Source organism: Oceanihabitans sediminis, assembly GCF_003337215.1.
Classification (GTDB): Bacteria; Bacteroidota; Bacteroidia; order Flavobacteriales; family Flavobacteriaceae; genus Oceanihabitans; species Oceanihabitans sediminis.
In genome coordinates, this window is the sequence record NZ_QPIG01000002.1 from 453,064 (window position 1) to 480,045 (window position 26,982).

At 32.3% G+C, this 26,982-nt stretch carries 23 protein-coding genes; 9 read left to right on the plus strand and 14 right to left on the minus strand.

The annotated features are described in order from the left end of the window. Positions 1 to 1,247 precede the first annotated feature (1,247 nt). The 9 genes from DU428_RS07795 to DU428_RS07840 all read left to right on the plus strand — a co-directional run bounded on the left by DU428_RS07795 (position 1,248) and on the right by DU428_RS07840 (position 7,835). Positions 1,248 to 1,577 carry a hypothetical protein gene (locus DU428_RS07795; protein WP_113965960.1) on the plus strand — a complete coding sequence of 110 codons (330 nt, stop codon included), beginning with the start codon at positions 1,248 to 1,250 and terminating at the stop codon, positions 1,575 to 1,577. Between the two features lie 285 nt (positions 1,578 to 1,862). Continuing rightward, positions 1,863 to 2,180, plus strand: a complete 318-nt coding sequence (locus DU428_RS07805; protein ID WP_113966179.1) for a GNAT family N-acetyltransferase — start codon at positions 1,863 to 1,865, stop codon at positions 2,178 to 2,180. Positions 2,181 to 2,273: 93 nt separating this feature from the next. Continuing rightward, complete coding sequence (locus DU428_RS07810; protein ID WP_113965959.1) at positions 2,274 to 3,164, plus strand: pirin family protein; 891 nt, start codon at positions 2,274 to 2,276, stop codon at positions 3,162 to 3,164. 5 nt (positions 3,165 to 3,169) lie between these two features. After that, positions 3,170 to 3,562: an OsmC family protein gene (locus DU428_RS07815; RefSeq protein ID WP_072351655.1), complete on the plus strand. Its 393-nt coding sequence runs from the start codon at positions 3,170 to 3,172 to the stop codon at positions 3,560 to 3,562. Positions 3,563 to 3,764: 202 nt separating this feature from the next. After that, entirely contained in the window at positions 3,765 to 4,454 is a 690-nt protein-coding gene (locus tag DU428_RS07820; protein ID WP_113965958.1) for an SIR2 family NAD-dependent protein deacylase, read from the plus strand. A gap of 215 nt (positions 4,455 to 4,669) precedes the next feature. Further along, on the plus strand, positions 4,670 to 5,092 hold the full coding sequence (locus DU428_RS07825) for a DUF1810 domain-containing protein (protein ID WP_113965957.1): 423 nt from the start codon (positions 4,670 to 4,672) through the stop codon (positions 5,090 to 5,092). Between the two features lie 67 nt (positions 5,093 to 5,159). After that, positions 5,160 to 5,720 (plus strand): hypothetical protein, encoded by a 561-nt coding sequence (locus DU428_RS07830; RefSeq protein ID WP_113965956.1) that lies wholly within the window; start codon positions 5,160 to 5,162, stop codon positions 5,718 to 5,720. A 114-nt stretch (positions 5,721 to 5,834) separates the two neighbouring features. Beyond that, a complete protein-coding gene (locus tag DU428_RS07835) occupies positions 5,835 to 6,638 on the plus strand; it encodes an SDR family oxidoreductase (RefSeq protein WP_113965955.1) in 804 nt (267 codons plus the stop codon). A 135-nt stretch (positions 6,639 to 6,773) separates the two neighbouring features. Next, positions 6,774 to 7,835 (plus strand): endonuclease, encoded by a 1,062-nt coding sequence (locus DU428_RS07840; RefSeq protein ID WP_113965954.1) that lies wholly within the window; start codon positions 6,774 to 6,776, stop codon positions 7,833 to 7,835. Positions 7,836 to 7,916: 81 nt separating this feature from the next. Here DU428_RS07840 and DU428_RS07845 read toward each other — a convergent pair whose 3' ends face one another. The 14 genes from DU428_RS07845 to DU428_RS07910 all read right to left on the minus strand — a co-directional run bounded on the left by DU428_RS07845 (position 7,917) and on the right by DU428_RS07910 (position 26,901). Beyond that, positions 7,917 to 8,735 (minus strand): universal stress protein, encoded by an 819-nt coding sequence (locus DU428_RS07845; protein ID WP_072351647.1) that lies wholly within the window; start codon positions 8,733 to 8,735, stop codon positions 7,917 to 7,919. Positions 8,736 to 8,788: 53 nt separating this feature from the next. Continuing rightward, a complete protein-coding gene (locus DU428_RS07850; protein WP_072351646.1) occupies positions 8,789 to 9,889 on the minus strand; it encodes a mechanosensitive ion channel family protein in 1,101 nt (366 codons plus the stop codon). A 69-nt stretch (positions 9,890 to 9,958) separates the two neighbouring features. Then, a complete protein-coding gene (locus DU428_RS07855; RefSeq protein WP_072351645.1) occupies positions 9,959 to 11,365 on the minus strand; it encodes an efflux transporter outer membrane subunit in 1,407 nt (468 codons plus the stop codon). A 27-nt stretch (positions 11,366 to 11,392) separates the two neighbouring features. Continuing rightward, a complete protein-coding gene (locus DU428_RS07860) occupies positions 11,393 to 14,524 on the minus strand; it encodes an efflux RND transporter permease subunit (RefSeq protein WP_113965953.1) in 3,132 nt (1,043 codons plus the stop codon). Between the two features lie 39 nt (positions 14,525 to 14,563). Further along, on the minus strand, positions 14,564 to 15,706 hold the full coding sequence (locus DU428_RS07865) for an efflux RND transporter periplasmic adaptor subunit (RefSeq protein ID WP_072351643.1): 1,143 nt from the start codon (positions 15,704 to 15,706) through the stop codon (positions 14,564 to 14,566). Between the two features lie 13 nt (positions 15,707 to 15,719). Further along, a complete protein-coding gene (locus DU428_RS07870; protein WP_243633464.1) occupies positions 15,720 to 16,220 on the minus strand; it encodes a GbsR/MarR family transcriptional regulator in 501 nt (166 codons plus the stop codon). Between the two features lie 167 nt (positions 16,221 to 16,387). After that, complete coding sequence (gene nhaA / locus DU428_RS07875) at positions 16,388 to 17,707, minus strand: Na+/H+ antiporter NhaA (protein ID WP_072351642.1); 1,320 nt, start codon at positions 17,705 to 17,707, stop codon at positions 16,388 to 16,390. Between the two features lie 365 nt (positions 17,708 to 18,072). After that, the gene (cls, locus tag DU428_RS07880) at positions 18,073 to 19,527 is read right to left on the minus strand and encodes a cardiolipin synthase (protein WP_113965951.1); all 1,455 of its coding nucleotides are present in this window, start codon (positions 19,525 to 19,527) and stop codon (positions 18,073 to 18,075) included. Positions 19,528 to 19,664: 137 nt separating this feature from the next. After that, positions 19,665 to 21,059: a flavin-containing monooxygenase gene (locus tag DU428_RS07885; RefSeq protein WP_072351738.1), complete on the minus strand. Its 1,395-nt coding sequence runs from the start codon at positions 21,057 to 21,059 to the stop codon at positions 19,665 to 19,667. 297 nt (positions 21,060 to 21,356) lie between these two features. After that, positions 21,357 to 22,259 carry a DMT family transporter gene (locus DU428_RS07890; RefSeq protein WP_072351640.1) on the minus strand — a complete coding sequence of 301 codons (903 nt, stop codon included), beginning with the start codon at positions 22,257 to 22,259 and terminating at the stop codon, positions 21,357 to 21,359. Positions 22,260 to 22,381: 122 nt separating this feature from the next. Further along, complete coding sequence (locus DU428_RS07895) at positions 22,382 to 23,128, minus strand: SDR family NAD(P)-dependent oxidoreductase (protein WP_072351639.1); 747 nt, start codon at positions 23,126 to 23,128, stop codon at positions 22,382 to 22,384. 43 nt (positions 23,129 to 23,171) lie between these two features. Next, on the minus strand, positions 23,172 to 23,618 hold the full coding sequence (locus DU428_RS07900; protein WP_072351638.1) for a GNAT family N-acetyltransferase: 447 nt from the start codon (positions 23,616 to 23,618) through the stop codon (positions 23,172 to 23,174). Positions 23,619 to 23,685: 67 nt separating this feature from the next. Continuing rightward, positions 23,686 to 24,522, minus strand: coding sequence for an META domain-containing protein (locus DU428_RS07905; protein WP_072351637.1), 837 nt, complete (start codon positions 24,520 to 24,522; stop codon positions 23,686 to 23,688). 165 nt (positions 24,523 to 24,687) lie between these two features. Then, positions 24,688 to 26,901, minus strand: a complete 2,214-nt coding sequence (locus tag DU428_RS07910) for an FUSC family protein (RefSeq protein ID WP_394340975.1) — start codon at positions 26,899 to 26,901, stop codon at positions 24,688 to 24,690. Positions 26,902 to 26,982: the final 81 nt, after the last annotated feature.

Sequence of the window (26,982 nt, forward strand, 5' to 3'; positions counted from 1 at the left end):
TTAAATTAAAAAAATAGTATTTTTATTCAGGCTTAAAGTAGAATCATTTAGTAAGCTAATGTATATCAAAGCCTAATCAAAAGTATAGATAGTATATGAAAAATGACATGCAAAGAGTATGCATCTATCCAAAAGACGTTCAGCTAATCACAGGAAAGAGTTATCGTCAAAGTGTTAGACTCGTACGGAAAATTAAAGAAGAGCTCAATAAAACCACCAATGAGTTCCTAACCATTGATGAGTTTTGTTCTTATGCTGGCATAAAATATGAACAAGTCTCTCACTTGATTTTAGGATAGTAAATCCATTTGGTAATTGAGGAGATAATTCATCAACAAAAACAATCTACGCCCTATTAATACTAGTTCAAATTTTAGTATTCTATATCTAAAAACCCTTGTATTTATTGACTTAATTCACTATTTTTACAATACACAATTTAGTGGTATCTAGTACGTTAAAAAAGGAGTCCAAATCGGTTACCTTAATTGATAATAAAATTATAAGCAACTGATTTATAACAGCATAGAACGAGGAATAAAATCCCTCTTTCTCCGCTTAGAGATTAACAAATCTCACCAAAAGCCGATAAACACTATGTTTATCGGCTTTTTCATTTCTACACTTTATCAAATAAAACCATCTAAAACCATAGGCATCGGTTCACTATTCGGTTCACTATTTGTAAAATTCCAATAGTGAACCGAATGAACTATGAAAAGATAATTAGATTCAAACAAAAGAAATATCCCCACATTATCCCCACTTAACAAAGTTTTACTCCCACCTTAATGACAAAGTGAATTATTTATTTCTAAAATGGTAAAAGATAATCTACAACAGCATTTCATCTGACAAACAATCAGTTACGTTTAACCATCCTGGATCCTGCTTTTAAAATCACAAAAGCAAATTCTCACAATTAGTATTATTTCACTAAATTACAAACGCGAAAAACTTAAAACCTATAACTAGAAGGGTGTAAATTAAAGGAATAGTATTCCTGTATTTAACCCTTTATCTAGAACATTATGAAAAAAATATTATCAATAATCTCATTATTTCTAATCATTAGCTGCTCAAGCTCTCAAAAAGTAGTTAAGGAAGCAAAATGTCCGAAAATATATAAGAATAAGTATACCGAAATATTATCTGAAAAATATGAAACTATCTATAATAATGACACAATATCATTTAACGAAATAAGATTTGAATGTGTCTTTTCAGCATTTTACTCACATAAGGTTATGTTTGATAAATTCGGAAAGTGGGACAAAACAATTTATCCAAGTAATAAGAAGCATCCGATTTTAGTTTGGGAAAAAGTAGAGTTATTCTCAAATGGTGAAAAATATAATGTATACACAAACGGAATGGAGGAATGGAAACACATTTATGCGTCTGTCATGGTATTTGACGAAAACAACAAAGATTTACTCTCTAATGAATCAACTCAAAAAGAAAGACTTACAAACTATTTTGCAGATTTAATTAAGAATCATAAAACGGAGAAAAGAGATTTTTATGAAGCTTACTGGACAACGGTTGACCCAGAACATTGGGAAAACATAAAATGATAAAAATATTTCCTAGGCTATAAAACCATAGAAGACTATGGCTCCGAAGACTTTTATTGTTTCGATGATCTAGACGTAGAACCTACCGAAAGAAACTACAGAAAATCCTGTAACGTCATTGATGTAATCTTCTTATCCTGATACCAACACCATATAATCGACACATTATTTTTCACACCAAAAACATTAGCTTGTTTTGAATATAGGGAATATTAGCTTAACTTATTACTTTTGCTAATAGCATCCTAAAACAGTATAAGTAAGTAGTAATTAAACACACACAATATAAAAACCGAATATATCGACATTCCACTAGTAAAAAACGAAGAAAAAAAACGCTTCGAAATTAATATTGATGGTCATTTTGCCTTTATAAATTATGGGGAATTTGGTAACCAAATAGCATTAGTTCATACGGAAGCCGAACCTGAATTAGCTGGAAAAGGTGCCGCAAGTGCTGTAGTTGAGAAAACCTTACAATATCTTGATGAGAATAATATCTCATTACTTCCTTTTTGCCCTTATGTTTTTGCTTATATAAAAAAGCATCCTGAATGGAAGCGTATAGTTAGTCCGAAGTTTAAAGGTTATGATAAACTTTAATAAGCTAATTAACATCTTCTAAAAAAGGCAACTTAGCTTTTCAAGTTAAAAACATCTAGAAATTAGACTTTTAAAATTAAAATTCATAAACTCATGTCAAACGTCAAACTTATTATAGAAGAACGTGCTGCTGATATCGGTAATTTTATGGTAGGCCGTTTATTACCATTTCGTCAAAAACGCATGGTAGGTCCCTTTATATTTATAGATCATATGGGCCCTGCACAATTAGGTCCAAATGAAAATATGGATGTAGATATGCACCCACATATTGGCTTATCTACCTTAACATTTTTATTTGAAGGATCTGTATTTCACAGGGACAGCTTAGGTACTGCAATCGAAATAAAACCAGGTGCCGTAAATTGGATGACAGCAGGAAAAGGTGTAGTTCATACGGAACGTACGCCAGAGTATCTTCGAAACCAAGAGAAAAAATTACACGGATTACAAATATGGGTGGCTCTACCTAAAGAAGACGAGCAGTGCGAACCTTCCTTTACACATATAAACGCAAATGACTTACCAGCTTGGGAGGAGGATGAAGTGAAATACAAACTCATTGCAGGGGAAGTTTTTGGCAAAAAATCACCCGTTCCGGTTTATAGTCCGTTGTATTTAATAGAGATTAAAACAGAAAAAGCAAAGACAATAAATATTGGAGAACATCTATTTGGCGAAAGTGCCTTATATATTTTAGAAGGGGAAGTTAAATCAGACGGAAATAGCTTTGGACCTAAGCAAATATTAGTAGCCAAAGACAGTTCCTTATGTGCTTTTGAAATGGAAGCAAACACCTCTGTTTATATATTTGGTGGAGAGGCATTTCCTGAAGAACGATTTATCGAATGGAACTTTGTGTCCTCTAAAAAAGAATTAATTGAGAAGGCGAAAAAAGATTGGAATAACGATGCCTTTCCTAAGGTTCCAAACGAAACTGTACGAGTTCCTTTACCGCAACCTAAATCCTTTAAATCTAAATAAAAACAATGAAAAAAGTAAAAGCGAGCATTGGCTCACAAAAATATAAAACAGAAATTCAAGCCAAAAATCACATCATCACAGCAGATGAACCAGTAGAAGTTGGCGGTCAAAATTTAGGCTTCACTCCTACCGAATTATTAGAGTCTTCTTTAGCAACATGTACTGCAATGACTTTAAGAATGTATGCCGATAGAAAAGAATGGGAATTAAAAGAAGCTAAAGTAAATGTAAGTTTTAAACGAAATATTAAAACGCACGAAATTAAATTTAGAAAAGAAATAGAGCTTTTTGGAAACCTTACTGATGAGCAACGTGAGAAGTTATTAGAAATGGGAAAAAAATGTCCGATTGAGAAAATATTAAAAGGAGATATTACAGTTGATTCTAAGCTTCTATAGATTTTTACATTGAAATATTCAGCAAAATAACCATAGCCTATAAACATAATATTTATAGGCTATTTCATTTTAACAATTTTTGTCTTAAATTTCAAAAAACGAAAATTAGTTTTTTCATTGGAGAAGTAATAAAGCCCATGTTTATTATTTACTTTATCTACTCATACAGAAAACACAAACCCTGATAATCAAAATATTTTTAATGAATCAGAAACATCACATCGTATTCTTCACAGGAGCCGGCATAAGTCAAGAAAGTGGAATTGAAACCTTTAGAGATACAAATGGGCTTTGGCATAATAATAAGATAGAAGACATAGCATCTAAAGAAGGTTTTGAAAAAAAACCTCAAAAAGTATTAGACTTTTATAACGAAAGAAGAATAAAAGTAGAAAAAGTACAACCAAACTTAGCGCACGAACTAATAGCTTCGTTAGAAGACCGATATAAAGTTTCTGTAATTACACAAAATGTAGATGATTTACATGAAAGAGCAGGTTCTTCAAATGTTTTACACTTACATGGAGAACTAAACAAATGTAGAAGTAGCAAAGATGCTTCGTTTATATATCCTTGCACAAAACCTATTCAGGTTGGTGATTTGGCAGAAGATGCTAGTCAACTTCGCCCACATATCGTTTGGTTTGGAGAAGAGGTTACCGAAATAGAAAAAGCAATTGAAATAACGCAAACTGCCGACTTGTTTATAATTATTGGAACTTCAATGGTTGTGCAACCTGCAGGATCTTTATTATTATCTGTACCAGTAGATGCGCAAACAGTATATATTGATACAAACCCTGATGTAGAAGAAGGAATCAATTTATTAGTTCTTAAAGAAAAAGCTACAGATGGAATGAAGCAATTAGTAGAAGATTATTTACCTTACTAAATTAGTATGTATCACTAATTCTTAAAAACCAATAAATTGAAAAAAAATCTCCCATTTATCATAATTTTACTGAGCTCCGTTTTATTAATTAGAGAAATTATATTTTTAAAAGAAGAAAATACAGGTTTTTGGCTAAGTATTTCAACTAGTATATTATTAATAATCGCAATGATTTTACTAATTAGAGAGAACAAAAAACAAGATTAAGAGAACATATGAATGACGAATTTAATTTAGAAAGGTTTATTGAAGCTCAAAAATCAGATTACGATAGGGCTTTAGAAGAAATTAAAAACGGTAAAAAGCATAGCCATTGGATGTGGTATATCTTCCCACAATATAAAAACTTAGGAATAAGTGAAATTTCAAAAAGATATGCTATACAAAGTAAAGAAGAAGCACTAAGCTACTTCAACCATCCTATTTTAGGCAAAAGACTGCATGAAATAACATTGACATTTCTTTCTACAGAAAACAAATCGGCATTCGAAATCTTAGGAAGTCCAGATCATTTTAAAATGAAGTCTTGTATGACTCTTTTTCATCTAGCACAAAATGAAACTGATCTTTTTAAAAAAGTGATAGATGTCTTTTATAAAGGAAGTTTATGCGATAAAACAAAGAAAAACTTAAATTAAAATAAAAGCGAAGCATAAAGGGAATTTAATTGTAAATTAAGCATACAAAAGTTATACGAATCCGATTATGAAAACATACTTCGCTACCTTTCTATTTTTGCTCATAAGCGCTTCAGTATTTGCGCAAAACATTCCCTTCAATCAAAACCCAAAATACACTTCAAGCGTTAATCCTAATTATAATTCTAGAATAAATCCTGAATATACTTCAGATATAAACCCTAGGTACAATACAGAGATTAACCCAAAATATAACGCGAAAATTAACCCTACATTCAATTCGAGTATAAACCCAAAATATCTATCTAAACTAAACCCAACTTACAACTCTAAAATAAATCCTAAATACAACAATAACCTTAACCCTTTATATACTTTTACAGATAAAAAGTATCTTTTCAATGAAGCCTCTGAAGCTATTGGAGTACTGATTTACGCTAACTCTGATGTATATTTATATTACGATATGAACAACGAATGGATTGGCTATTTTATACGGGCTAATACCAATTACAATCTTTTTAGTTTAGATAGTGAATGGACAAACAAATATTTGTGCTCCGATTTACAGAATGGTTATAATTTATTTGAATCTAATGGAGAATGGACAGGAAATCACGTTAAATAACAAAAAATAATATTTCACTTTTTTACTGTATATTAAGCGGTTAATAAGATATAATTTCTCACTTTTACTTTTCAGAAAACAAAACAAGCTTCAAAATATTACAATTCAAATAACATGAAAAACTTACAAGGAAAAACAGTATTAATCACCGGTGGCGCATCTGGTATTGGTAAAATAATGACTCGTTTAATGCTTGAACGTCAAGCCAAAGTGATTATATGGGATATTAACGAAACCAACATCAACGAAACGCTTAAAGATTTCTCTAAGTATTCTTCCCTTTTCAGTTTTAAAGTAGATGTTTCAAATTTTGAGGAAGTAAAAGAAACTGCTGCAAAAGTAAAGCAGGAAATAGGAATTGTAGATGTTGTTATAAATAACGCAGGTATTGTTGTTGGTAAATATTTCAACGAGCATAGTGTAAAAGAAATAGATGCTACCATGCAAATTAACAGCCTTGCTCCTATGTATATCACAAAAGTATTCCTGGATGATATGCTAGCTCAAAACTCTGGCCATATATGTAATATTGCTTCTTCTGGCGGACTAATTTCAAACCCTAAAATGTCGGTTTATGCTTCTAGTAAATGGGCGCTTATAGGATGGTCTGATAGTTTGCGACTAGAAATGATGCAGATGAAAAAGAACATTCATATTACTACCATAATGCCTTATTATATATATACTGGCATGTTTGATGGGGTGAGATCGAAAATTCCAATTTTAGAACCTGAAGCTGCCTCATTAACTATTATAAAAGCTATTGAAGGGAATAAAAGAATGGTAACAATTCCGGGATACATATATAGATTTACAAGATTTGGTCAAGCAATCATGTCTATAGATGTTTTTGATTGGTTTACAGGAAAAGTACTAGGTATTTACAAAACAATGGAGCACTTCGTAGGAAGAAAATAATAAAAAGTTTTTAGCAAAACGGAAGCTTTTAAATAGAAATCGATATTTTTAATGTCATGATAATACACATATTGTTATATTAACCTTCCTTAATTTTAATAAAGCACCCAAATAACCATAATAAATCTGTAACTTTTGAAAAACACCTTACTTAACTTTTTATTATTCATATTTTCTTTAAGTCTATATGCGCAGGTACCTGCTTATTATAGCGAAATAGATTTTTCACAAGACAGCGATAATTTAAAACAACAATTATCCATTTTAATAACCAATACGCATACAACCCTACTTCCATATACAAGTTCGTATACAGACACTTGGGACGTATTAAAGCAGTCGGATATAGAGATCATTAATTCTGATAATATTTATCTTGTATACGGATATAATGATAGGGATACAGACGTTTCTAACGATAAATTAAGAGACAAAAGTCTTTCTTGTCATAGTAACTCCTGCTACGGTTTATGGAATAGAGAGCATGTGTTTCCAAAATCTTTGGCAAACCCAAGATTAGACACTAGTTACCCTAGCGCAGGAACAGATGCTCATAATTTAAGACCTGCAGATTCTCAAATGAACTCTTCAAGAAGTAATCGTGTGTTTGCTTTAGGATCAGAAAACTCTAATATAACGCCACAGGGTCATTTTTTTCCTGGTGAAGAATGGAAAGGTGATATTGCACGTATTATCATGTATATGTACCTACGCTACCCTCCACAATGTAAGCCTAACGATGTAGCTTACAGTACAAACAATTACCATACAGATATGCCTGATATCTTTTTAGAATGGAATGTAGAAGACCCTGTGTCTGAATTTGAAACACATAGAAATAAAACTATTGCTAGTTATCAAGGAAACAGAAATCCTTTTATTGATAACCCATATTTAGCAACGCTAATTTGGGGAGGAACTGCTGCAATAGATTCTTGGGAGACTTTAAGTGTAGAAGAAAAAGTAAATAATAAAGAAAAAATAAGTGTGTACCCTAACCCTACTTCTTCTACTTTAAATCTCAAAAACAATAGCAATTCAGATATTGAAACCAAAATTTATACAATAGACTGTAAACTAATAGAAACTAAAAGGAGTAACAATAAAATAGATGTTAGCAAATTAGAGAGTGGTCTTTATTTCCTAAATATCAAACAAGACAATCAAACACAGACTATCCCCTTTATTAAAAATTAGTTTGGTTTAAATAAAAAAATTCGGTGCTTCACTAATAATAAAACACCGAATTCATAAAATAAATACACTAATACTATTTTATTACATTTTAAAAGTAATTACCGGACGTCTTGAGTGGTTTGCTACGTCTTCAGAAACACTACCTTTAATAAAGTGATTTAATCCTTTTCTTGCATTCGTTATTACAGCAATTAAATCTGCATCTACCATATCTGCATATTGAATAATACCATCTTCAATAGTATAACCAGCTATAAACTCTACCTGATCAGACCCTCCTGCAGCTGTAAATTCTTTTACTTTTTTATTGAAAACTTTAGAGCTTATAAACCTTTTGTTTGGTCCATTAACATAAACTAGTTTTACGCTACTACCAAGTTTTGAAAGTAGGCTTGCTGCTTTCTTATACGTATCGATACTTTCTATACTAAGGTCTGTTGCTAAAACAACATCTTTAAGTGTAAAGTCTATTGGCTCTGTTTTTACAATTAACACAGGAGTGCTGCTGTTTCTAACCATTTTTTCTGCGTTAGAACCAGCAAATATACCGTCTTGAAGTGTAAGACCTTGAGATCCCATGATAATTAAATCTGCTTGTAACTCTTTAGCTACAGCATCAACTTCACTATAAACTTTGTGTTTTTTAATTACAGGTACTACTTCAATTCCTTTCAAATAATCTTTATCTAAAAAAGCTTCAAATTTCTTTCTTGCTAAAGCAAGCATGAACATCATTTCGTTTTGGGTATCTGAACTAGAAATAGAAATTATAGAATCTGATAACTCTAACATATGCAAAACATGTAAGGTTGCCCCATGCTTTTTTGCTAGTATAGCTCCTGTTTGTAATGCGTATTCAGATTGTTGAGAGAAATCAACTGGAATGATAATGTTTTTCATAATAAATTGGTTTTGCCTAAATATATTAAGAATTATTTAATTGTAAGCAGAGTTTAGTTTTCTTTAGCTTTTTCTGTTTCATTTTTAATATAAACAGTTCTAGTAGGAAATGCTAAACCGACACCTTCTGCATCAAATCGCTTTTTTGTACTCTCAAAAACATCACATTTTAAAGTAAAAGCATTTCCAAAAGTTTCCGCCCAAGCCCAAGCTCTAATGGTTACAGATGAATCATTAAATCTCGTTAAAGCTGTTTTTACCATTGGTAAACCATCTTTCTTATCAGCCTCTGTTCTGTTATCAAAAATAAATGGATGTTTCTCACATTCTTCTCGAAGTATTTTCTTTGCTAGCTCAACATTACTGTCGTAGGTAATTCCCAATTCAATATGTTCACAGCATTTCTTTTCTCCAAGGTCGTAGTTAATTAACTTCTCTTTGTTTATAATCGCATTAGGAATTACAATCATTTTATTCTCAAAGTTTCTAATAACAGTATGACGCAAAGTAATATCTGTTACAGTTCCAACCATTGTATCGGTTACCTTAATGACATCGCCAATTTTAAAAGGTTTAAATGAAATGATAAACACCCCTCCTACAAGGTTAGATAATGCTTCTTGAGATGCAACACCCGCAATAATAGCAATAACTCCTGCTCCACCTAAAGCTGTTTGTGCAACACTTTTCATAGAAGGAAAAGCCATTAACCCAACAAGAACTCCTATAAAACAAATAGTAAAAACAGCTACGTAACGTAAAAACCTATAGCTTGTTGCATCATAATCTAAAGAAACTTTCTCTTCTATTTTCTGCTTAAACCATACATTACAACCAGTAGCTAATATGATGGTAATAACCGCTACAAAACCTAAATAACTAATTAGCTTAAAATAACCTACAAGTACAATGTCTGTTTCGCGATCTACAAAAACAAAAGATACAGCTATAAAAGCAAGCAATAACCAAAGAGTATTTAAGACCTTTTTCATTATGGTTAAAGATCTTCCTGAAGAGTGTGAAAACTGCTCTGACTTTTTCTTTAATAACCACTTATGAAGAACATTTGTCAACATACGAAGTAGCATAAATGCTACTAAAACTATAGCTATATAGATAAGATGTGACTTGTATGCTTCTAATAATTCTGTCATTTTATTTCAATAGGTTTTAAAACTACTTATTTCATTTACTAAAGATAAACAAAGTAATGCTATTATACATTACTTCCACCCACCTCCAAGTGCTTGATATAAATCAATAATAGCTTGTAACTGACTGTTTTTTGCAGTAACTAATCCTAAACTTGAATTAAGTGCATTTTCTTCTGCTCTTAATACTTCTAAATAATTAGCTAAACCGTTGTTTAATAATTCTTCTGAATAATCTGTAGCTACATCGTAGGCATCAAATTCTTTTTGTTTGATTTCGATTTTTTCTGAAGCTGCATTATACGCATACATTGCATCAGAAACTTCTTTTGAAGCTACTAATAAAGATTGTACAAAGTTTAAACGAGCTTGTTCTTGTCTAGCTTCTGAAACCTCGTATTGCGTTTTAATTTTTCTTCCATTTAAAATTGGTTGTGCTATTCCTCCAATAACATTTGCAAACAGAGAGTTAGCGCTAAACAAATCTTCTAATTCTAAGCTTTGTAATCCTCCATTTGCTGATAAAGATAAAGAAGGATAAAAGTTAGTACGTGCAACGTTAGTCAGTTCAAAGGCATTTCTTAAATTATATTCAGCTGCAATAACATCTGGCCTATTACTTAATAATTGCGCAGGAACACCGTGCGTAAGTTCTGTATCAATTTTCTGCTCCGCTAAAGTTCCTCTTTCTATTTCTTTTGGCATGTCTCCTAAAAGAATAGATAAGGTATTTTCTAAAATATGCGATTGCTGTTTTAAATCAACTAAAAGAGCTTGCGCTGTATAAAGCTGTGCTTCGGTTTGCTTTACACCAACTTCTGTTACACTTCCAGCTTCTTTTAAAGCTTTAGAAGTTTCTAATCCATTCTCTCTAGTTTTAATAGTTTGCTCTGTAATTTTGATTTGCTCATCTACAGCAAGCAATTGATAATAAACGGAAGCAATATTTGCTATTAAACGAGTTTTAACGGCTTTATGTGCTGCTACTGTTTGCAAATAACTTGCTTGAAAAGCGCGCTCATTAGATCTAATTTTACCCCAAATATCTGCCTCCCATGATAAAGCTCCAGAGAGTTCATATTGGTCTAAAGAACTACCAAATGCTCCCATCTGACTGTTTTTAGACATTTCTTGATGTGTATATTTTGCATTTGCAGATAAAGTTGGATAATATCCAGCTTTACCTTGTTTGAAATAAGCTTCAGAAGCTACGATTTGCTGTAAAGCTACACGGATGTCGATATTATTTGCTAATCCTTTCTCTATGTGCTTCGTAAGAACAGGATCGGTAAATATTTCTTTCCAAGAAACATCTGCTATAGTCAAGCTATCTTCAGCAATGTTATCTGTTCTAAACTTCGCTTCGTCTATATTTAATTCTGTTAATTCTGGTTGCGTATATTCTTTCGCTACAAAACAAGATTGAAGCGTTAGCATTAAAGCAATAAACGAACTGAATTTTATAATTGTATTTTTCATTTCTTTAAAATTTTCAAAAATTAATGCTTAAGCTTCTTCTGTTACTACTGCTGGTTTTGTACTCACTTTTTCGTGTAACCATTGGAATAATATATACAGAATAGGAATAATAAATAAACCTAAAATAGTACCAATTACCATTCCTCCTACAGCTCCAGTACCAATTGCACGGTTTCCTTCTGCTCCAACTCCTGTTGCAATTACTAATGGTGTTAAACCGAAGATAAATGCAAGAGATGTCATTAAAATTGGTCTTAAACGTGCTTTAGCTCCTTCAAATGCTGCATCAGCAATACTTAATCCTTGACGTCTTCTTTGAATAGCAAACTCCACAATTAGAATCGCGTTTTTCGCTAATAAACCAATTAACATGACCAGTGCAATTTGGAAATAAATATTGTTCTCTAATCCAGACAACTTGGTAGTTATAAATGCTCCAAAGATTCCTAACGGTAATGATAAAATAACTGCAAACGGAATTAAGTAACTCTCATATTGCGCTGCTAATAAGAAGTACACGAATACAACAACTAATATTAAAATCATAGTTGTTTGGTTTCCTGCTGCTAACTCCTCACGAGTTAAACCGGAATATACCGTTGTATAATTACTTGGTAAAGAAGCAGCAACTTCTTCTACAGCTGCAATACCATCTCCAGTACTAAATCCAGGATTTAAAGCTCCTGTAATAGATGTAGAGTTAAATAAGTTGAAACGAGTTACCGATTGTGGTCCAAAATCACGTTCTAAGGTTACGAATTGTGTAATTGGCGCCATTTCTCCAGAACCAGTTTTTACATACAAGTTATTTAAGGCTTGCTTATCTGCTCTATCTTCTGGTTTTGCTTGAATATAAACTCTAAACTGTTTACCGAAACGAGAGAAATCTGCAGCATAAACACTACCTATATAACCTTGCATAGTATTAAAAATACTATTGATATTTACACCATATTCCTTTGCAAGTGGCACATTGATATCTAACTTATACTGTGGATATCTTGTACTAAATGAAGAGTTTGCATATTGAAACTCAGGTCTCATACTTAAGTTTCTAATAAACTCTTGGTTAGCAGCATCTAAATCTGTAAAACTTCCTCCAGAACGATCTAATAAGTTCACTTCTACACCAGCAGAATTTCCGAATCCTGGAATACTTGGTGGAGAGAAGAATATAATCTTAGCTTCTGGAATTGTAGCGGCCATACCAAATAACTGACCAATAATAGCTTTTGCTGAAGTAGCTTCAGTAGTACGTTCTTCCCAGTTTTTAAGTTTAATAAATCCTAAACCGTAGTTACTACCTTCACCACTAATTAAACTTCTACCATTTACCAAAGTAACAGCTTCAACTCCTTCAATTTGTCTAATCTTTTTGCTTAACATTTCGTTTACCTCAGCAGTTCTATCTACAGATGCTCCTGTTGGTAATTCGATATTTGTAAAGATAATTCCTCTATCCTCATCTGGAACGAAACCAGTTGGTGTTGTATTTGCAGCATACCAAATTCCTACTACTGCTCCTACAAGAATAACAACATTGATCCATTTGTGTCTATATAAGAAACCTAATGACTGACCGTATTTTCTAGTCATTGCACTAAAACCTCTGTTAAATGCATCATAGAAACGCTGTAACATAGATTTCTTTTTATCTTCTTCGGAATGTGGTTTTAAGAAAATAGCACATAAAGCAGGACTCAGTGTTAATGCGTTTACTGCAGAAATCATAATAGCTACAATAAGTGTAACACCAAATTGTTCATAGAAAACTCCTGTTGGACCTGTGATAAATGTTACCGGAACGAATACCGCTGCCATTACTAAAGTAATAGAAACAATTGCTCCAGAAATTTCACTCATCGCTGTTATTGTTGCTTTCTGCACATCTTTTGCTCCTTCATCAATCTTAGCATGTACGGCTTCTACCACAACAATGGCATCATCTACCACAATACCAATGGCAAGCAGTAAGGCGAATAAGGTTAATAAGTTAATAGAGTAACCGAATAAATTCAGGAAAAAGAAAGTACCAACAATAGATACCGGAACCGCAATTGCCGGAATTAATGTGGATCTGAAATCTTGTAAAAACAAGAATACAACTAAGAAAACTAATATAAAGGCTTCAATTAAAGTAGAAACTACCTTATTTACCGAAGCATTTAAGAATTCATTTGTGTCATACGGAATCAGGTAATTAATTCCTTTTGGGAAATCTTTCTCTAAACTAGCTAATTCTGTTTTTACTTCTTCAATAATTGCTTGTGCATCGGAACCTTTTGTTTGAAAAACCCCTAAAGCAACAGCTGGATTACCATTTGTTTTTGCACTAGAAGCGTAAGACAAGGCATCTAATTCAATTTCAGCTACATCTTTTAATCTTAAGAATTCACCATTACCTAAAGATTTAATGATAATATTCTCATACTGTTCTTGGTTATTAAAACGTCCATCGTAAGTAATTACATACGAAAAAGATTCTCCACTGTTTTCACCTAGTGTACCTGCAGCTACTTCCTGACTCTGCTCATTAATAGCAGCAGAAATATCTGAAGGAGCTAAACCGTATGCCGCTAACTTATCTGGCTTAATCCAAATACGCATTGCGTAGTCTTTACCACCAAAAATAGATACATTACCAACCCCTTTTACACGTTGGAAAGCTGGTACTACGTTAATCTTTAAGTAGTTTTGAAGATAAGTATCGTTATAAGCTTCGTTTTCACTAAAGAAACTAATAAACATTAACGCACTAGTTTGTTGTTTTTGCGTTAAAACTCCTGTTTGTCTAACAGCAGCAGGTAATAATGGATTTGCACGTGCTACACGGTTTTGAACGTTTACAGCTGCAATATCTGGATCAACATCTTGATCAAAATACACAGTGATACTTGCCGTACCTGAGTTTGTTGCAGTAGAAGTAATATATGTCATTCCTTCTACCCCATTAATTTGTTCTTCAATAGGAATAATAACACTCTCTAATACTGTTGCAGCAGTTGCTCCTGGATAGGATGCTGAAACTTGAATGGTTGGAGGTGCAATATCTGGATATTGGGTTACAGAAAGGGATTGCAACCCTAAAATTCCCAATATTACTATAATGATGGAGATTACTGTAGAAAGTACAGGTCTCGTTATAAATGTTTTTAACATGATTGCTTATGTTTTGATTTCGTTATGAAACACTAAAATTTATTGAAACTCTGCTTTGATAGGTTCTGTTACGCTATCAAAATCTGTTTTTTGAGGCTCTACTGGTGTACCATCACGAAGTTTACCAATACCAGTAACAATAACAGCTTCTCCTTTTTCTAGACCTGATTCAACAATAAATAAATTATCTGTTTTACCTTTAATTTTAATCGCTTTTGCTAATGCAAGCATTGCATTACTAGAGTCCTTTTTAACTGTATAAACAAATCTGCTATTTTGGTTTTCAAAAGTTGCCGATTGTGGAATCACTAAAACATCTTCAAAAACAGTTGGTACTTTTAAGGTTCCACTATTTCCGTTGTTTAAAATTCCGCTTGCATTATCAAACAAAGCTCTAAAAGAAATAGTACCTGTTTGTTTGTTTACTTGTGAGTTGATGGTTTCAATTTTTCCTTTTGAAGCATATTCGCTTCCGTTTGCTAAAACTAAAGTTACTTTGTCAAGATTTTTGATCTTTTCATCTTTTGTTTCTCCTTTAGCATTCTGAATAAAATCAATATACTCACTTTCGTTCATAGAAAAATAAGCAAATACATTACTAATATCTGAAACGGTAGTTAAAGGCATTTGATTTGAAGGACTAACTAACGACCCTTTTCTTAATCTTATTTCACCAACATAACCATCTACTGGACTTTTTATAGTACCATAACCAATATTAGAAGCAATACTGTTATAACTACTTTTAGCTTGTTCTAACTTAGCTTTAGCAGTTTCTAATTGTACAGCACTAATAATATTTTTTTCTACTAATGGTTTTAATTTATTCACCTCCACTTGAGCAGCATTTACATTAGCCCTTGCTGCTGCAGCATCTTGGTTCATAGATTGGGTTTCTAGTTTGAATAAGGTTTGACCTTTACGAACTTTCTGCCCTTCATCAACTAATACATCTGTGATATAACCTGTGATTTTAGCTCTAACTTCACTATTTACAACACCTTCAATACGGGTCGGGTATTCTTTATAAGTTGTAACTGTTTTAGTTGGCACTTCTATTACTGGTAATGGCATTGCTCTTTGCTGTGCAGCCATTGGGTTTTGAGATGCTTTATCATCTCCGCAAGAAGTTGCTAAAAATAGCAACGAAATAGATAAAATGGATTTAGTGATTGTATTCATTTTTTGGTAGTGTTTATTTGCTTGTTTCTTTTAATTTTTCAAATTGTATTAAGGTGTCGTTCAATTTTGTTAATTGATCATGTAACAAGTCCTTGTATAAAGTGCCTATTGCTTTTTCAACTTCAAATTTATTAGGATTATTATTTTCATTAAAATCATTTACCTTTTGGATAATTTTAAGCGACTTCTCTATAAGATGCGCCTGTTGTTCCATGGTGTTTTTAAGATAATAATCCGATGTTCTAAAATATCTTTTCCGATCACCAGGCTTTGTGTAGTACTCTATATAATGTAATTGTAAAAGCACATTAACATTATTAGACACCGAGCTTTTACTTGCTTGCATGGCGCAAACAATGTTTTCAAAACTCATTCCTTCGCGAGAAGACAGAATTAGTAGCGCGTAAATTCTAGAAGCTAAAGGCGAAAGTCCTGCCCGCTCTTCTAAATACACCCCTACTTCTTCAATAAGTTGTTGCTTTTGGTTTGACAACTCCATTTTCTTAACTATCATTTAAATTAACTTTGCAAAGATAGCTTTAGTTCGTTTACTTACGAACTAAACAACGTTAAGTGTTTGTTAAAAATTTAATAGGTAAGATTGGAGATAAAAAAAACTAACTAAAAGACTGCCAATCAACCTTTTAATTAGTTCATGTATTATTTGAGTAAGCTTATTAGTTAGGAAAGCTTTGCTTCCGATTTTTTCTTGTTAAAGTCTATTCGTAGAATAGTGTATCCTATAATTGCGGAAATAAAGGATCCAATTAATATTCCGATTTTAGCGGAATCTATATATTCTGGATGGGTTGCAAATGCTAAACTAGCAATAAAAATAGCCATAGTAAAGCCGATTCCTGCTAAGAATGAAACCCCAATAATTTCTTTAGTTTTAATGTCTGAAGGAACTTCAATTAACTTCACTTTTTTAGCAATCCATACAATTGAAGAAATTCCTACACTCTTACCTACTACTAAACAAACAATAATATTAACTACTAATACAGTATCTAGGTTTTCTGAACCAGCAATTAAAACTCCTGCATTAGCTAATGCAAATACCGGAATAATAAAATAGGCCACAATGCTGTGTAAGTTATGTTCTAAGTTTTGTAATGGTGATTGGAATTTAGAAGACCAATCGTTTAAATCATCCATATAACGAAGCTGTTCATGTGAAAGAATAGGTTTCTGTAAAACACTCGCATTCTTAATGTTATTATACACATTAGACAGTTGAGATAAGAACTCTGTACTCTCTATTTTTTGTCTAATAGGGACTGCAAAGGCCATTAAAATACCTGCTACTGTAGGGTGTATTCCTGAATTTAAGAATAAGAACCAAATAATAATTCCGAAGAATAAATATACGTAAGTATTGTAAGCACCTTTACTAGAGTACCAATATAAAATTCCTAATAACGCTAAAGCAATTAACAAAGAGCTAATAACAATACTACCACTATAAAACAATGCAATTACTAAAACTGCACCTATATCATCTACTATTGCAAAAGCCGTTAAGAATACTTTTAAACTTAATGGTACACGGGAACCTAAAGCATTTAAAATAGCCAAAGAAAAGGCTATATCTGTAGCCATAGGAATACCCCAACCTTTTACTGTTTCTGGATTTTGATTAATTAACAAGTAAAACATTACAGGAATTAACATCCCTCCTAGAGCCCCCACTAAAGGAAAAGCTATTTTTCTTGCAGAATTAAGCTCTCCAATTAAAAGCTCTCGTTTAATTTCTAAACCAATTAGAAAGAAGAAAATTGCCATTAATCCATCATTAACCCATAAGATTAAAGGCATTTTAAATTCGAAAGATTCTGTAACAATTCCTAAATCATACTGCCATATATCCCTATACAAATCTCCAAAGCCTGAATTAGCCCAAGCTAAAGCTACCATAGTTGCGAGTAAAAGTAAAATACCACTAGAACTTTGTAGTTGAAAAAACTTTCTAAAAGGAGACAGGAATACTTTCTTTATCATATAATTAGATTTGTTACTGCGAAAATAAATTCAAAGATAAGATTTCAATATTAGAAATTTTAATATTAAATCTTCATTTTAGAATTTTTAACTAAAAAACAATATACGAAATTCAGCAAGGTTTCAAAAAATCGACGCTTGTTTTTTAAGAATATTCTTTAACAAACATCACATTAAACACTAAAAATCAAAATCTTATAAAAACACTTTAAAACTCTTCCTGTTCCTTCCTAAATCAAATCCAAGCAGTTTTAAGCTAAAAGAGAAGTTTATAATCTTAACAGACAATTAACATTGAAAAGGTATTTTGAAATAGAAAAATCAAGATAAAACCGGATTAAATAAACTAAAACAGATCTTGTTTTTTATAAAAATGGAGACAGTAGTCGCACAAATTTTTCCCATAACTTGACATATTTTGGTCGACTAAGCCAAGCTTCAGCATCAATTTGCTCGGAGTCTTTTAAATCGTTCTCGAAGGCTTCTGCTAGTTGTTTATTTAGGTTTTTACTATACAACATGGCATTTACTTCAAAATTAAGATCGAAGCTTCTATAGTCCATATTAGCAGAGCCTATAATAGCTAAATCATCATCTATCACCATTGTTTTAGCATGTACAAATCCTTTATCGTATTTATAAATTTTCGCACCGTACTGAAGTAATTCGGTATAATAAGAACTAGCTGCAATATTTACCGTTTTAGAATCTGAAACTCCTGGAACTAAAAGCTTAACATCCAATCCGCTTTGAATTGCTATAATTAAAGCATCCATTAAACTCTCTCCTGGAATAAAATAAGGACTTGTAATATAAATTCTATTTTTAGCAGAATTAATAGCTTCTAATAGGGAGTAAAAAATTACCGGTTGCGGACTATCGGGTCCGGATGCTGCTATTTGCACTACTTCATGCTCTATAGTTTCTTGCTTAAGAAAATCTGGAAAATAATTTTGTGTGTACTCTAATTTATTTTTACTACAAAAATTCCAATCACACATAAACAGGTATTGCAGGTATGAAACCGCTTGCCCCCTTAACAAGACATGTGTATCACGCCAATAAATATGTTTTTCTATATGTAAATCATTTCGGTATTTATCACTCATATTAATGCCTCCAACAAAACCAACATTGCCATCTATAACCACTATCTTTCTATGGTTTCTGTAGTTGATTCGGTTTGCAAAAGCGTACCAGGTGATTTTATAAAAAGGAGCCGTTTCTATACCTGCATCGTTTAACTTTTGAATAAAACTTTGTCCTAATCCATGACTTCCATAGTCGTCATACAAAAAACGAACCTCAACACCTTCTCTAGCCTTTTTAATTAAAACGTCTGCAACTTGATTTCCAGTGATATCATTTTGATATACATAATATTCGATATGTATATGAGAAGTTGCTTTTTCTAAAGCTTTTAATAATTCCGGAAACTTCTCCTCGCCATTAATAAGTAGTTTTACTTCATTGTTCGCTGTTAATGGACTTGTTCCTGATCTCCGAAGATATTCGGTTAAATTTGCACGTTTACTTGACACTAATCCGGAATCTCTAACAGATTCTGAATAACGTTTCATCTTTTCCTTAATTCGGTTTCGGAAAGGTTCGTCATGGGAGATTTTCTTGGTGTAGAGCTTTCTTTTTCGATAGTTAATTCCGAAAGAAAAATAAAAAATCACTCCTATCAACGGAAAAAACACAATAAACAATATATATGCAAGTGCCTTTGTACTACTTCTTGTATCGTGTAATACTCTAAGAATAGCGAATACTACAATTAAAACATAAACTAATTGCCCAAGTAAAAACCAACTCATAAAATAGATTTAAATATGAGGTTAAATTAAGATAGTTTTTTGAAACAGCCCATTTAATCTATAAAAAAACCTCATAAGCTTTAACACTTATGAGGTTTTATGATTAAGAGATTTTAGTTCTTAATTATAAAAAAACTTTATACTGGTTCTTTTTCTAATTTAGCATCCTCTTCTACTTCTTCTTTATCTTCAGCGTATAAGTAACGTTCTTTACTATCGTCTAATTCATCCATCCATTCGGTATGGTGCTTTTCAGCCATAGTTCCTGTTACAACACTTTGGAAAGTTTTATCTCTATACGTTAAGATGTTCTCATCTTTATCTTTTAGCCATTCTTTAAACATTTCTGCTACTTTATCTACATTAAAGTCTGGATAATCAGATAAGCTTAATAGGTCTTTGATATAATCTGATTGGAAATCAACATGGTCAAAACTAGTTTTTAGTTTTTCATTTTGAATTAACCATTTGTTTATATCTAAACGACGCTCTGCTTTCGCAGGAATTTTATATGTTCCCATGATATAATCTCTAGAAACCCATGCCTGAGCATCAAACATATTAAAGGTATAATACTGATCTTGCATACCTAAGTAAATTAAGTTTGGTGCATCGTTGAAGAATATTCCTTTATATAAATGATCTGGGTAAAGATTGTTTTTCGTTTTTAAACGTAATTCATCTGGTAAGAATGGGAATTTATGTTGGTAGCCCGTACACATAACAACTGCATCAAACCTTTTAGAAGTTCCATCTTTAAAGTGTGCAACATCTCCTTCAAAATATTTCAATAAAGGTACTTCTGTAATACCTTCTGGCCAATTTACCCCAATTGGATTACTTCTATAACTTAAAGTAACAGATTTTGCTCCGTGCTTATGACATTGTACCCCAATATCTTCTGCCGAATAACTACTACCTATTATTAATAAGTCCTGATCTTTATAAGGATCTGCCCCTCTAAAGTCGTGAGCATGTAATACTTGTCCTGGGAATTCGTCAATTCCTTCAAAATATGGCATGTTTGGTGTGGAGAAATGTCCGGATGCTACAACTAAGTAGTCAAACTCTTCTGTGTACGTTTTATCTAGTTTTAGGTTATCTAAAACAATTTTAAATTTCTGAGTATCCTCATCATAATTTACCCAACGAACAGTAGTATCAAAACGAATATAATCACGAACGTTGTTCTTTTTAATTCTTCCTTGAATATAATCGAATAATACAGGTCTTGGAGGATAAGATGAAATTGGTTTTTTAAAATGCTCATCAAAAGAATAATCTGAAAACTCTAAGCACTCTTTCGGTCCGTTAGACCATAAGTACTTATACATACTCCCGTGAATTGGTTCTCCGTATTTACCAACCCCAGTTCTCCAAGAGTAATTCCACATTCCTCCCCAGTTACTTTGTTTTTCAAAACAAACAACCTCTGGCACATCTAATCCTTTCTTTTTTGCGGCCTCAAAAGCTCTCAGTTGTGCTAATCCACTGGGACCAGCTCCGATAATTCCTACGCGTTTTTTACTCATATTTAATATAATACTGTTTTGGTCTATAAGTATATTCCATTGAAAAAAGGAAACACCTACAAACAATTAATATTTAATAATTCATTTTTAAAAGCTGCGATTTTGCAGCAAAGGAAATAATAAGTCCATGTAAACTATAGTAAGTACTACTATGTAAAATCGAATTTACAATGGAAAAATATTTATTATTTCAAACGCGGAGAATATAAGCATTCCTTTAGGTCTTTACAAGCCAGGAACAACACTTAACAAAACATTAGCAAATCCTTTAAATTTGAGGATTTCCTTCTTTCTTAATTAGGAACGAGGAACAAGCTTCGGGTTCTTCCTTTTTTCTCTAATAAGATAAATTCCTATTAAAATTAAAACGCCTCCTAAAATATACCAAAAGGTAAATTTCTCGCCATCTATCACACCCCAAATTACAGCTACTATAGGCAATAAGTAACTTACCGAACTTGCAAATACAGCCGAAGTATTCTGAATTAATTTATAATATAAAAGCATCGCTATGGCAGTACCAAAAGTGGTTAGAAAAAGTAAGTAAATAAAAGGCTCTACATACGCGTCTTGCATTTCGAAGTTTTGCACAAAACCAGTAGCATATAAAATCACTAAGGAAGGAACTGCCCAAACGGTATATATAGCTGCAGTTAATTCCACAGCCTTCACCTCTGCTGTTTTTTGTTTTATTAGAACCGCATTAACACCATAAGATGCTCCTGCAAGCACAATTAACATAGCGTAAGCAAATTGAGATGTTTCGGAATTTGCTTCTGAAAAATAGATAAGGCTAGTTGCTCCTATAAAACCTATAATAGCACCAAGTATCTGTGATTTTTCACTTTTTATTTTGAAGAATATATAGCCGAAAATCAACACAAATATTGGCACTAAAGAATCTAAAATACCCGCTAATGAACTACTAACTCTTGTTTGTGCTATAGGAAATAAGAACATTGGTAAAAAGTTTCCGAAGAAACCTACAATCGTTACCCAAAGCAAAGTACTTCTAGACATTTTTCTAATTGCTGGAATTCCTATAAAAGCTAATAACAATCCAGAACCAACAACACGAATAGCTCCAATTTCATAAGGAGTAAACGCCACAAGGGTTTTCTTTATAAGCATAAAAGAGCTCCCCCAAGTTAATGTGATAATCAACAATAAAAACCAACGATTATTAAAAACCTTGCCCATAACACAAAAGATTAAAGCAGCTATTTTTACATAACTGCTTTATTAAAAACTAAAACTAACGAAAATTCTAAAGAATCTAGCGGAGTTTTTTCATTTTAAATTACTCCGCTATACTCTTATTTTTATCGTAACTTAATATCACCACCATCTGCCATAAGTGTTTGTCCTGTCATATACTGGCTGTCATCACTTAATAAAAAGGCTACGATTGGTGCTACATCTTTTTGTGGATCTCCAAAACGTCCTAGCGGATTTTTACTAATAATTTCCTCATATTGCTCTGGAAAATGCTCTTTCCATTGCTTTACACCTTCGGTAAGTGCTAAGGGACAAACAACATTTACTCTAATACCATCTTCTGCCCATTCATTTGCTACCACACGAGACAAGCCTCTAATTGCTTCCTTTGCTGCAGCATAACTTCCTTGGTTTTTTTGACCAAGTAAACCTGCTCCGGAACCAAAGTTTACAATAGATCCTTTTGTTTTTTTAAGTTCTGGGTAGGCTGCTTTCATAAAGTTTAATGTTCCTTTTAAACCTGTATTCATAGATAGCTCCCAATCTGCATCGGTAAGTTCCAGTATTGGTTTTTGACGAGATGCATGTGCATTATTCACCACACTTGTTAATTTTCCGAATTTAGAAACAGCTAATGCTACAGCTTCTTTTGCAACAGCTTCTTTGGATATATCTCCTTTTATAAATGCAATTTGTTCTGGATTTGATGCTACTTTCTCTTTTCCTGCTTCTTCATTCAAATCTACTGCAACCACACAAGCTCCTCTTTCGGTTAGTTCTGTTGTCATTGCTCCACCAATTCCTGCAGCTCCTCCTGTGATGATTATCACTTTGTCTTTTAAATTTTTCATAATATTTATGTATTTTAATTTAATTAGAGAATTCTTTTCTTTTTTAGTTAACAGCTAAAGTCATAACAATACGCGCTTCATTATCTAAAAAATAGTTGTTTAAAACCGGACTTCCTTCAAAACCTAAATCCTTATAAATTTTTATAGCTGCTTTATTTTCTGGAAATACTGTCAAAGCAATTTCTTTAAGATCTTCCGTTTTTAAAACTTCAATCAATTGTTCTGTTAATTGCTTACCTAAGCCTCTACCTCTAGCCTTTTCTGATACACCGAGAGATAAAACCCATGCCTGCTTTTGTTTAGTATTAACCGCCCCTAAAGCATAACCTAAAATCTGATTATCTTCTTCTGCTACTATAAAATAATGCCCTGAAACATCAAAAAGTTGCCTTACTACAAATGCCGGATAACTACCAGAGCCAAAAATTTTCTTTTCTATTGCAATGATGCTTTCTAGGTCTGTTAACGCTGCTTTTCTAAAGTTTACCATTTAAACTATATTTAGATTTTACTTATTCTTAATTAACTACAACTGATTGCTTAAAAACACGTTATTCTTAGTGCATGTAAATAGCTTCAAAAACTGCTAAAGGTGCTCTTCTGCCAACATTTAAAGATAATACATCTCCATCTATAATATAGTTATCTGCAATTTCGAAAATCTTTAAAAATTCTGCTTCGTTAAAATCAACATCTGGACAAGCCTTTAAAGTTGTTGCCATGTTTGTAAAACGAATTCTGTTTCCTTCTTCTAAAACATATACTCCTTGCATAATATTACAACCTGCAAATCCGGTAACGCTGTTATTATGTCCTTTTAAAGTGAAATAAACTTCTCGCTCTTGGTTGTCTGTCATGCTAACTTCTTTCCCTTCTAGAGTTTTAAGTTTCCAGTATTTTTCAACAATAGGTTCGTTTGAAACTACAGCTTTTTTAAACACTGCTAAAGGTGCTCGCTTCGCTTTGTTTAAAGAAAGAGTTCCATCTGAAACAGTAAAATTATCGGCAAGCTCAAAAACACTTAAAACTTCCGCTTCATTAATTTTTAGATCTGGACACATCATTCGTGTAGATCCTAATTCAGAAAACGAAATACGATTTCCTTCCTCTATAGTATATGTCCCCATAAAGGTATTACATCCTGATTTTCCGCTTACACGATTCGTTTCAGCATCTAAAATGAAATATATTTCTTGTTCCCCTGTAAGGTCTTGCCCTTCCAAGGAACTGATAAGCCATTTTGTGTTTTCAATGCTTTTTTCTACTGTAGTCATTGTTTTCTCTGTAGATGTTTCCGGATTTGCTTCAATAGCTTTCTCTCCTTTTTTCTTGTCTGAATTACAGCTTACCATAGACAATGTTATAACTGCAATTAATAATGCTTTCGTTTTCAATAGTATGTTATTTAGTTTTTCAATAATTAATTTACACAAAAGTACGTTTAGTTCGTTACGTTGCGAACTAAAATCACTTAAGATATTGTTAAAGTTGTATTTTAAGTACTTAAACTAAAAAAAGAATAAAGGTAGCGCCTAAAAATAAAATAGTTAATCTCCAACTTAAAACTTAGCTGTAATCTTGATCATTTTTTCGCTTATAGAAAACAACCAATATAATTGCTCCCAAACTAAATGTGCTTCTTTATGGTTACGTTCGTCATTGCTTTGCAGAATTGCTTCATAAGTAATTCGGCTAGCAGGAAATTCAAATTTTTCTGTTTTCAGCGTAACATCTTTTACATGGGCTTTCGGAAGTTCAAAATCAACAGATTTTAAATTTTCGCAAACTATATCTAAATTATCAGAAATTTTATTAGATATAACCTTAAAGTCTTCTGAAGCTTCCGTTGTTTGATGGTTTTGAATATAGGTATTCAAAGAAGACAATGAAGATAAGAAACTATGGTTTAACACCACCAACTCATAAATATCTTCGATGTGGTTTTGTTTAGATTCAGGTTCTTGCGCCATTCGTTGAAAAGCAGAACTTAAGTTAGAGGTTTGTAAAAAGGCTTCTTTTCTTTTTACTTTCAAGGAAGTAGGCACTTTTCCTTTGATTTGATAATAATTGCTAATGGCATTAAAAAATTCGGCATTCGCTTTTAAACTATCTTTTAGGTTGGAACCAATTTCCATAAAAGACCAGGCTGGCCATAACCAAAGCATAGCAATAAAGGATAGCACAGAACCAATCACGGTATCTAATACTCTAAAACCAATTACCTCTATAATATTAGGTTGGAGAATAGCATATATGAAAATAACACTCAGTGTAATAAAAACTGCAGATGCTTTAAAATTCTTCTGAACCATCGAAAAGGCTACCACTAAAGTGATTACCCCTAAAGCTCCATAAACGTATGGATTCTGAATTAAAAACACCAAACCACTTGCTAAAACCGCACCAATAAGTGTTCCTATAATCCTATCTTTAGAACGCGTTTTTGTAAGTCCGTAACTTGGTCGCATGATTATAATAATGGTAAGCATGATCCAGTACGGATTTTGTAAATGGAAAAATACTCCTATTCCATAACCTAGCATCATGGTTACCGACAAACGCAATGAGTGCTTAAAAATAGTAGATCGGAAACTTAAACTTCTAAGCAATAACTTAGGGTTATAATCTGGCGAATTTATAAAGTTTTTAAGAATATCTTTCTTTATATAATCTTCAGAACTCAGGTTTGGGTTACCTAACAACCATTTTATCTTATTGAGTTTATTGTATTGTTTTTTCTGATATTCAAAGTAATTCTGAAGCATTAAATAATGTTCATAATCTTCTGGATTATCTCTTTCCTTTAACTCTAAAATATCCTGTTCTAGAGTTTTAAAAGCTTCAGAAAACTTTTTATTAACAGTTATGGTTTTCGATTTACCAATTTGCTCAGCAATCCATCGTAAATGCGTAGAAAGCTCTAAAAGAATATCCTGAAAATCGGTTTTAAACTTTGGATGTTTTTCAAAAAGCGCATCCATTTTTTTATAATTAACCGGATTTGCAACAGCTGTTTCTAAAAACTCAATAAGCTGAATAAAAACCAACAAACGCTTTCCTTGGTAATTAGATTTACCTGAACTACGTCTAGAAGTAAGAAGTATTTCACGCAAAGTATCATGACGCTCCATCAAATCACTTTGAATAGTCATAAGTTTGGTTTGCAAGGCTTCTCTATCTGGCTGCTCACCTATTAACTGTCTTCTGGTATCTAAAAAATCTGCAGTAAGCGTAAAGGTTTCTATAAAGGTTTCTTCGGTATGTGCCTTTGGATTTATATAATGTAAAATAGTAGATAGCAATAAATACCAAATCCCACCAAGACCAACAAGTAAAGCATATTCATAAATTTCTAAGGTTTTAGAATCATAGGCAAAACTCAAAACAAGTGCCAATAAGCCCGAAAAACTAATTAACGAAGCTCTAAACCCATAAATAGAAATAAAAGCAATACTAAAAGTTAGTATTCCTAAAACAGGAAATAAAATAATATTTGAAACATCTAAATAACCTCCTACAAAACTGATAACAGCTACCAATATAGCGGAAATAAGAATTCCTATTTGTTTGTGCTTTAAACTTCCCGGTACATCACTTGGCGAACACCAAAATGCACCAAAACAAATGGCTAAACCAACATCTAAATGTTCATAAACTATACCTAAAACAACAGGAATAGTAACCGCTAACCCTATTAAAATGGATTTTGAAAAGTTGGTGCTTTTAAAGAATTCTAATAATTCCCTAAGGTTATTTGATAAGAATTTAATGATAACTTACAGTTTAAATTTCCTTTACAAAGGTACAATTTGATTAAAGATGAAGACAATTTAAAACATATTTATTAATCAAAA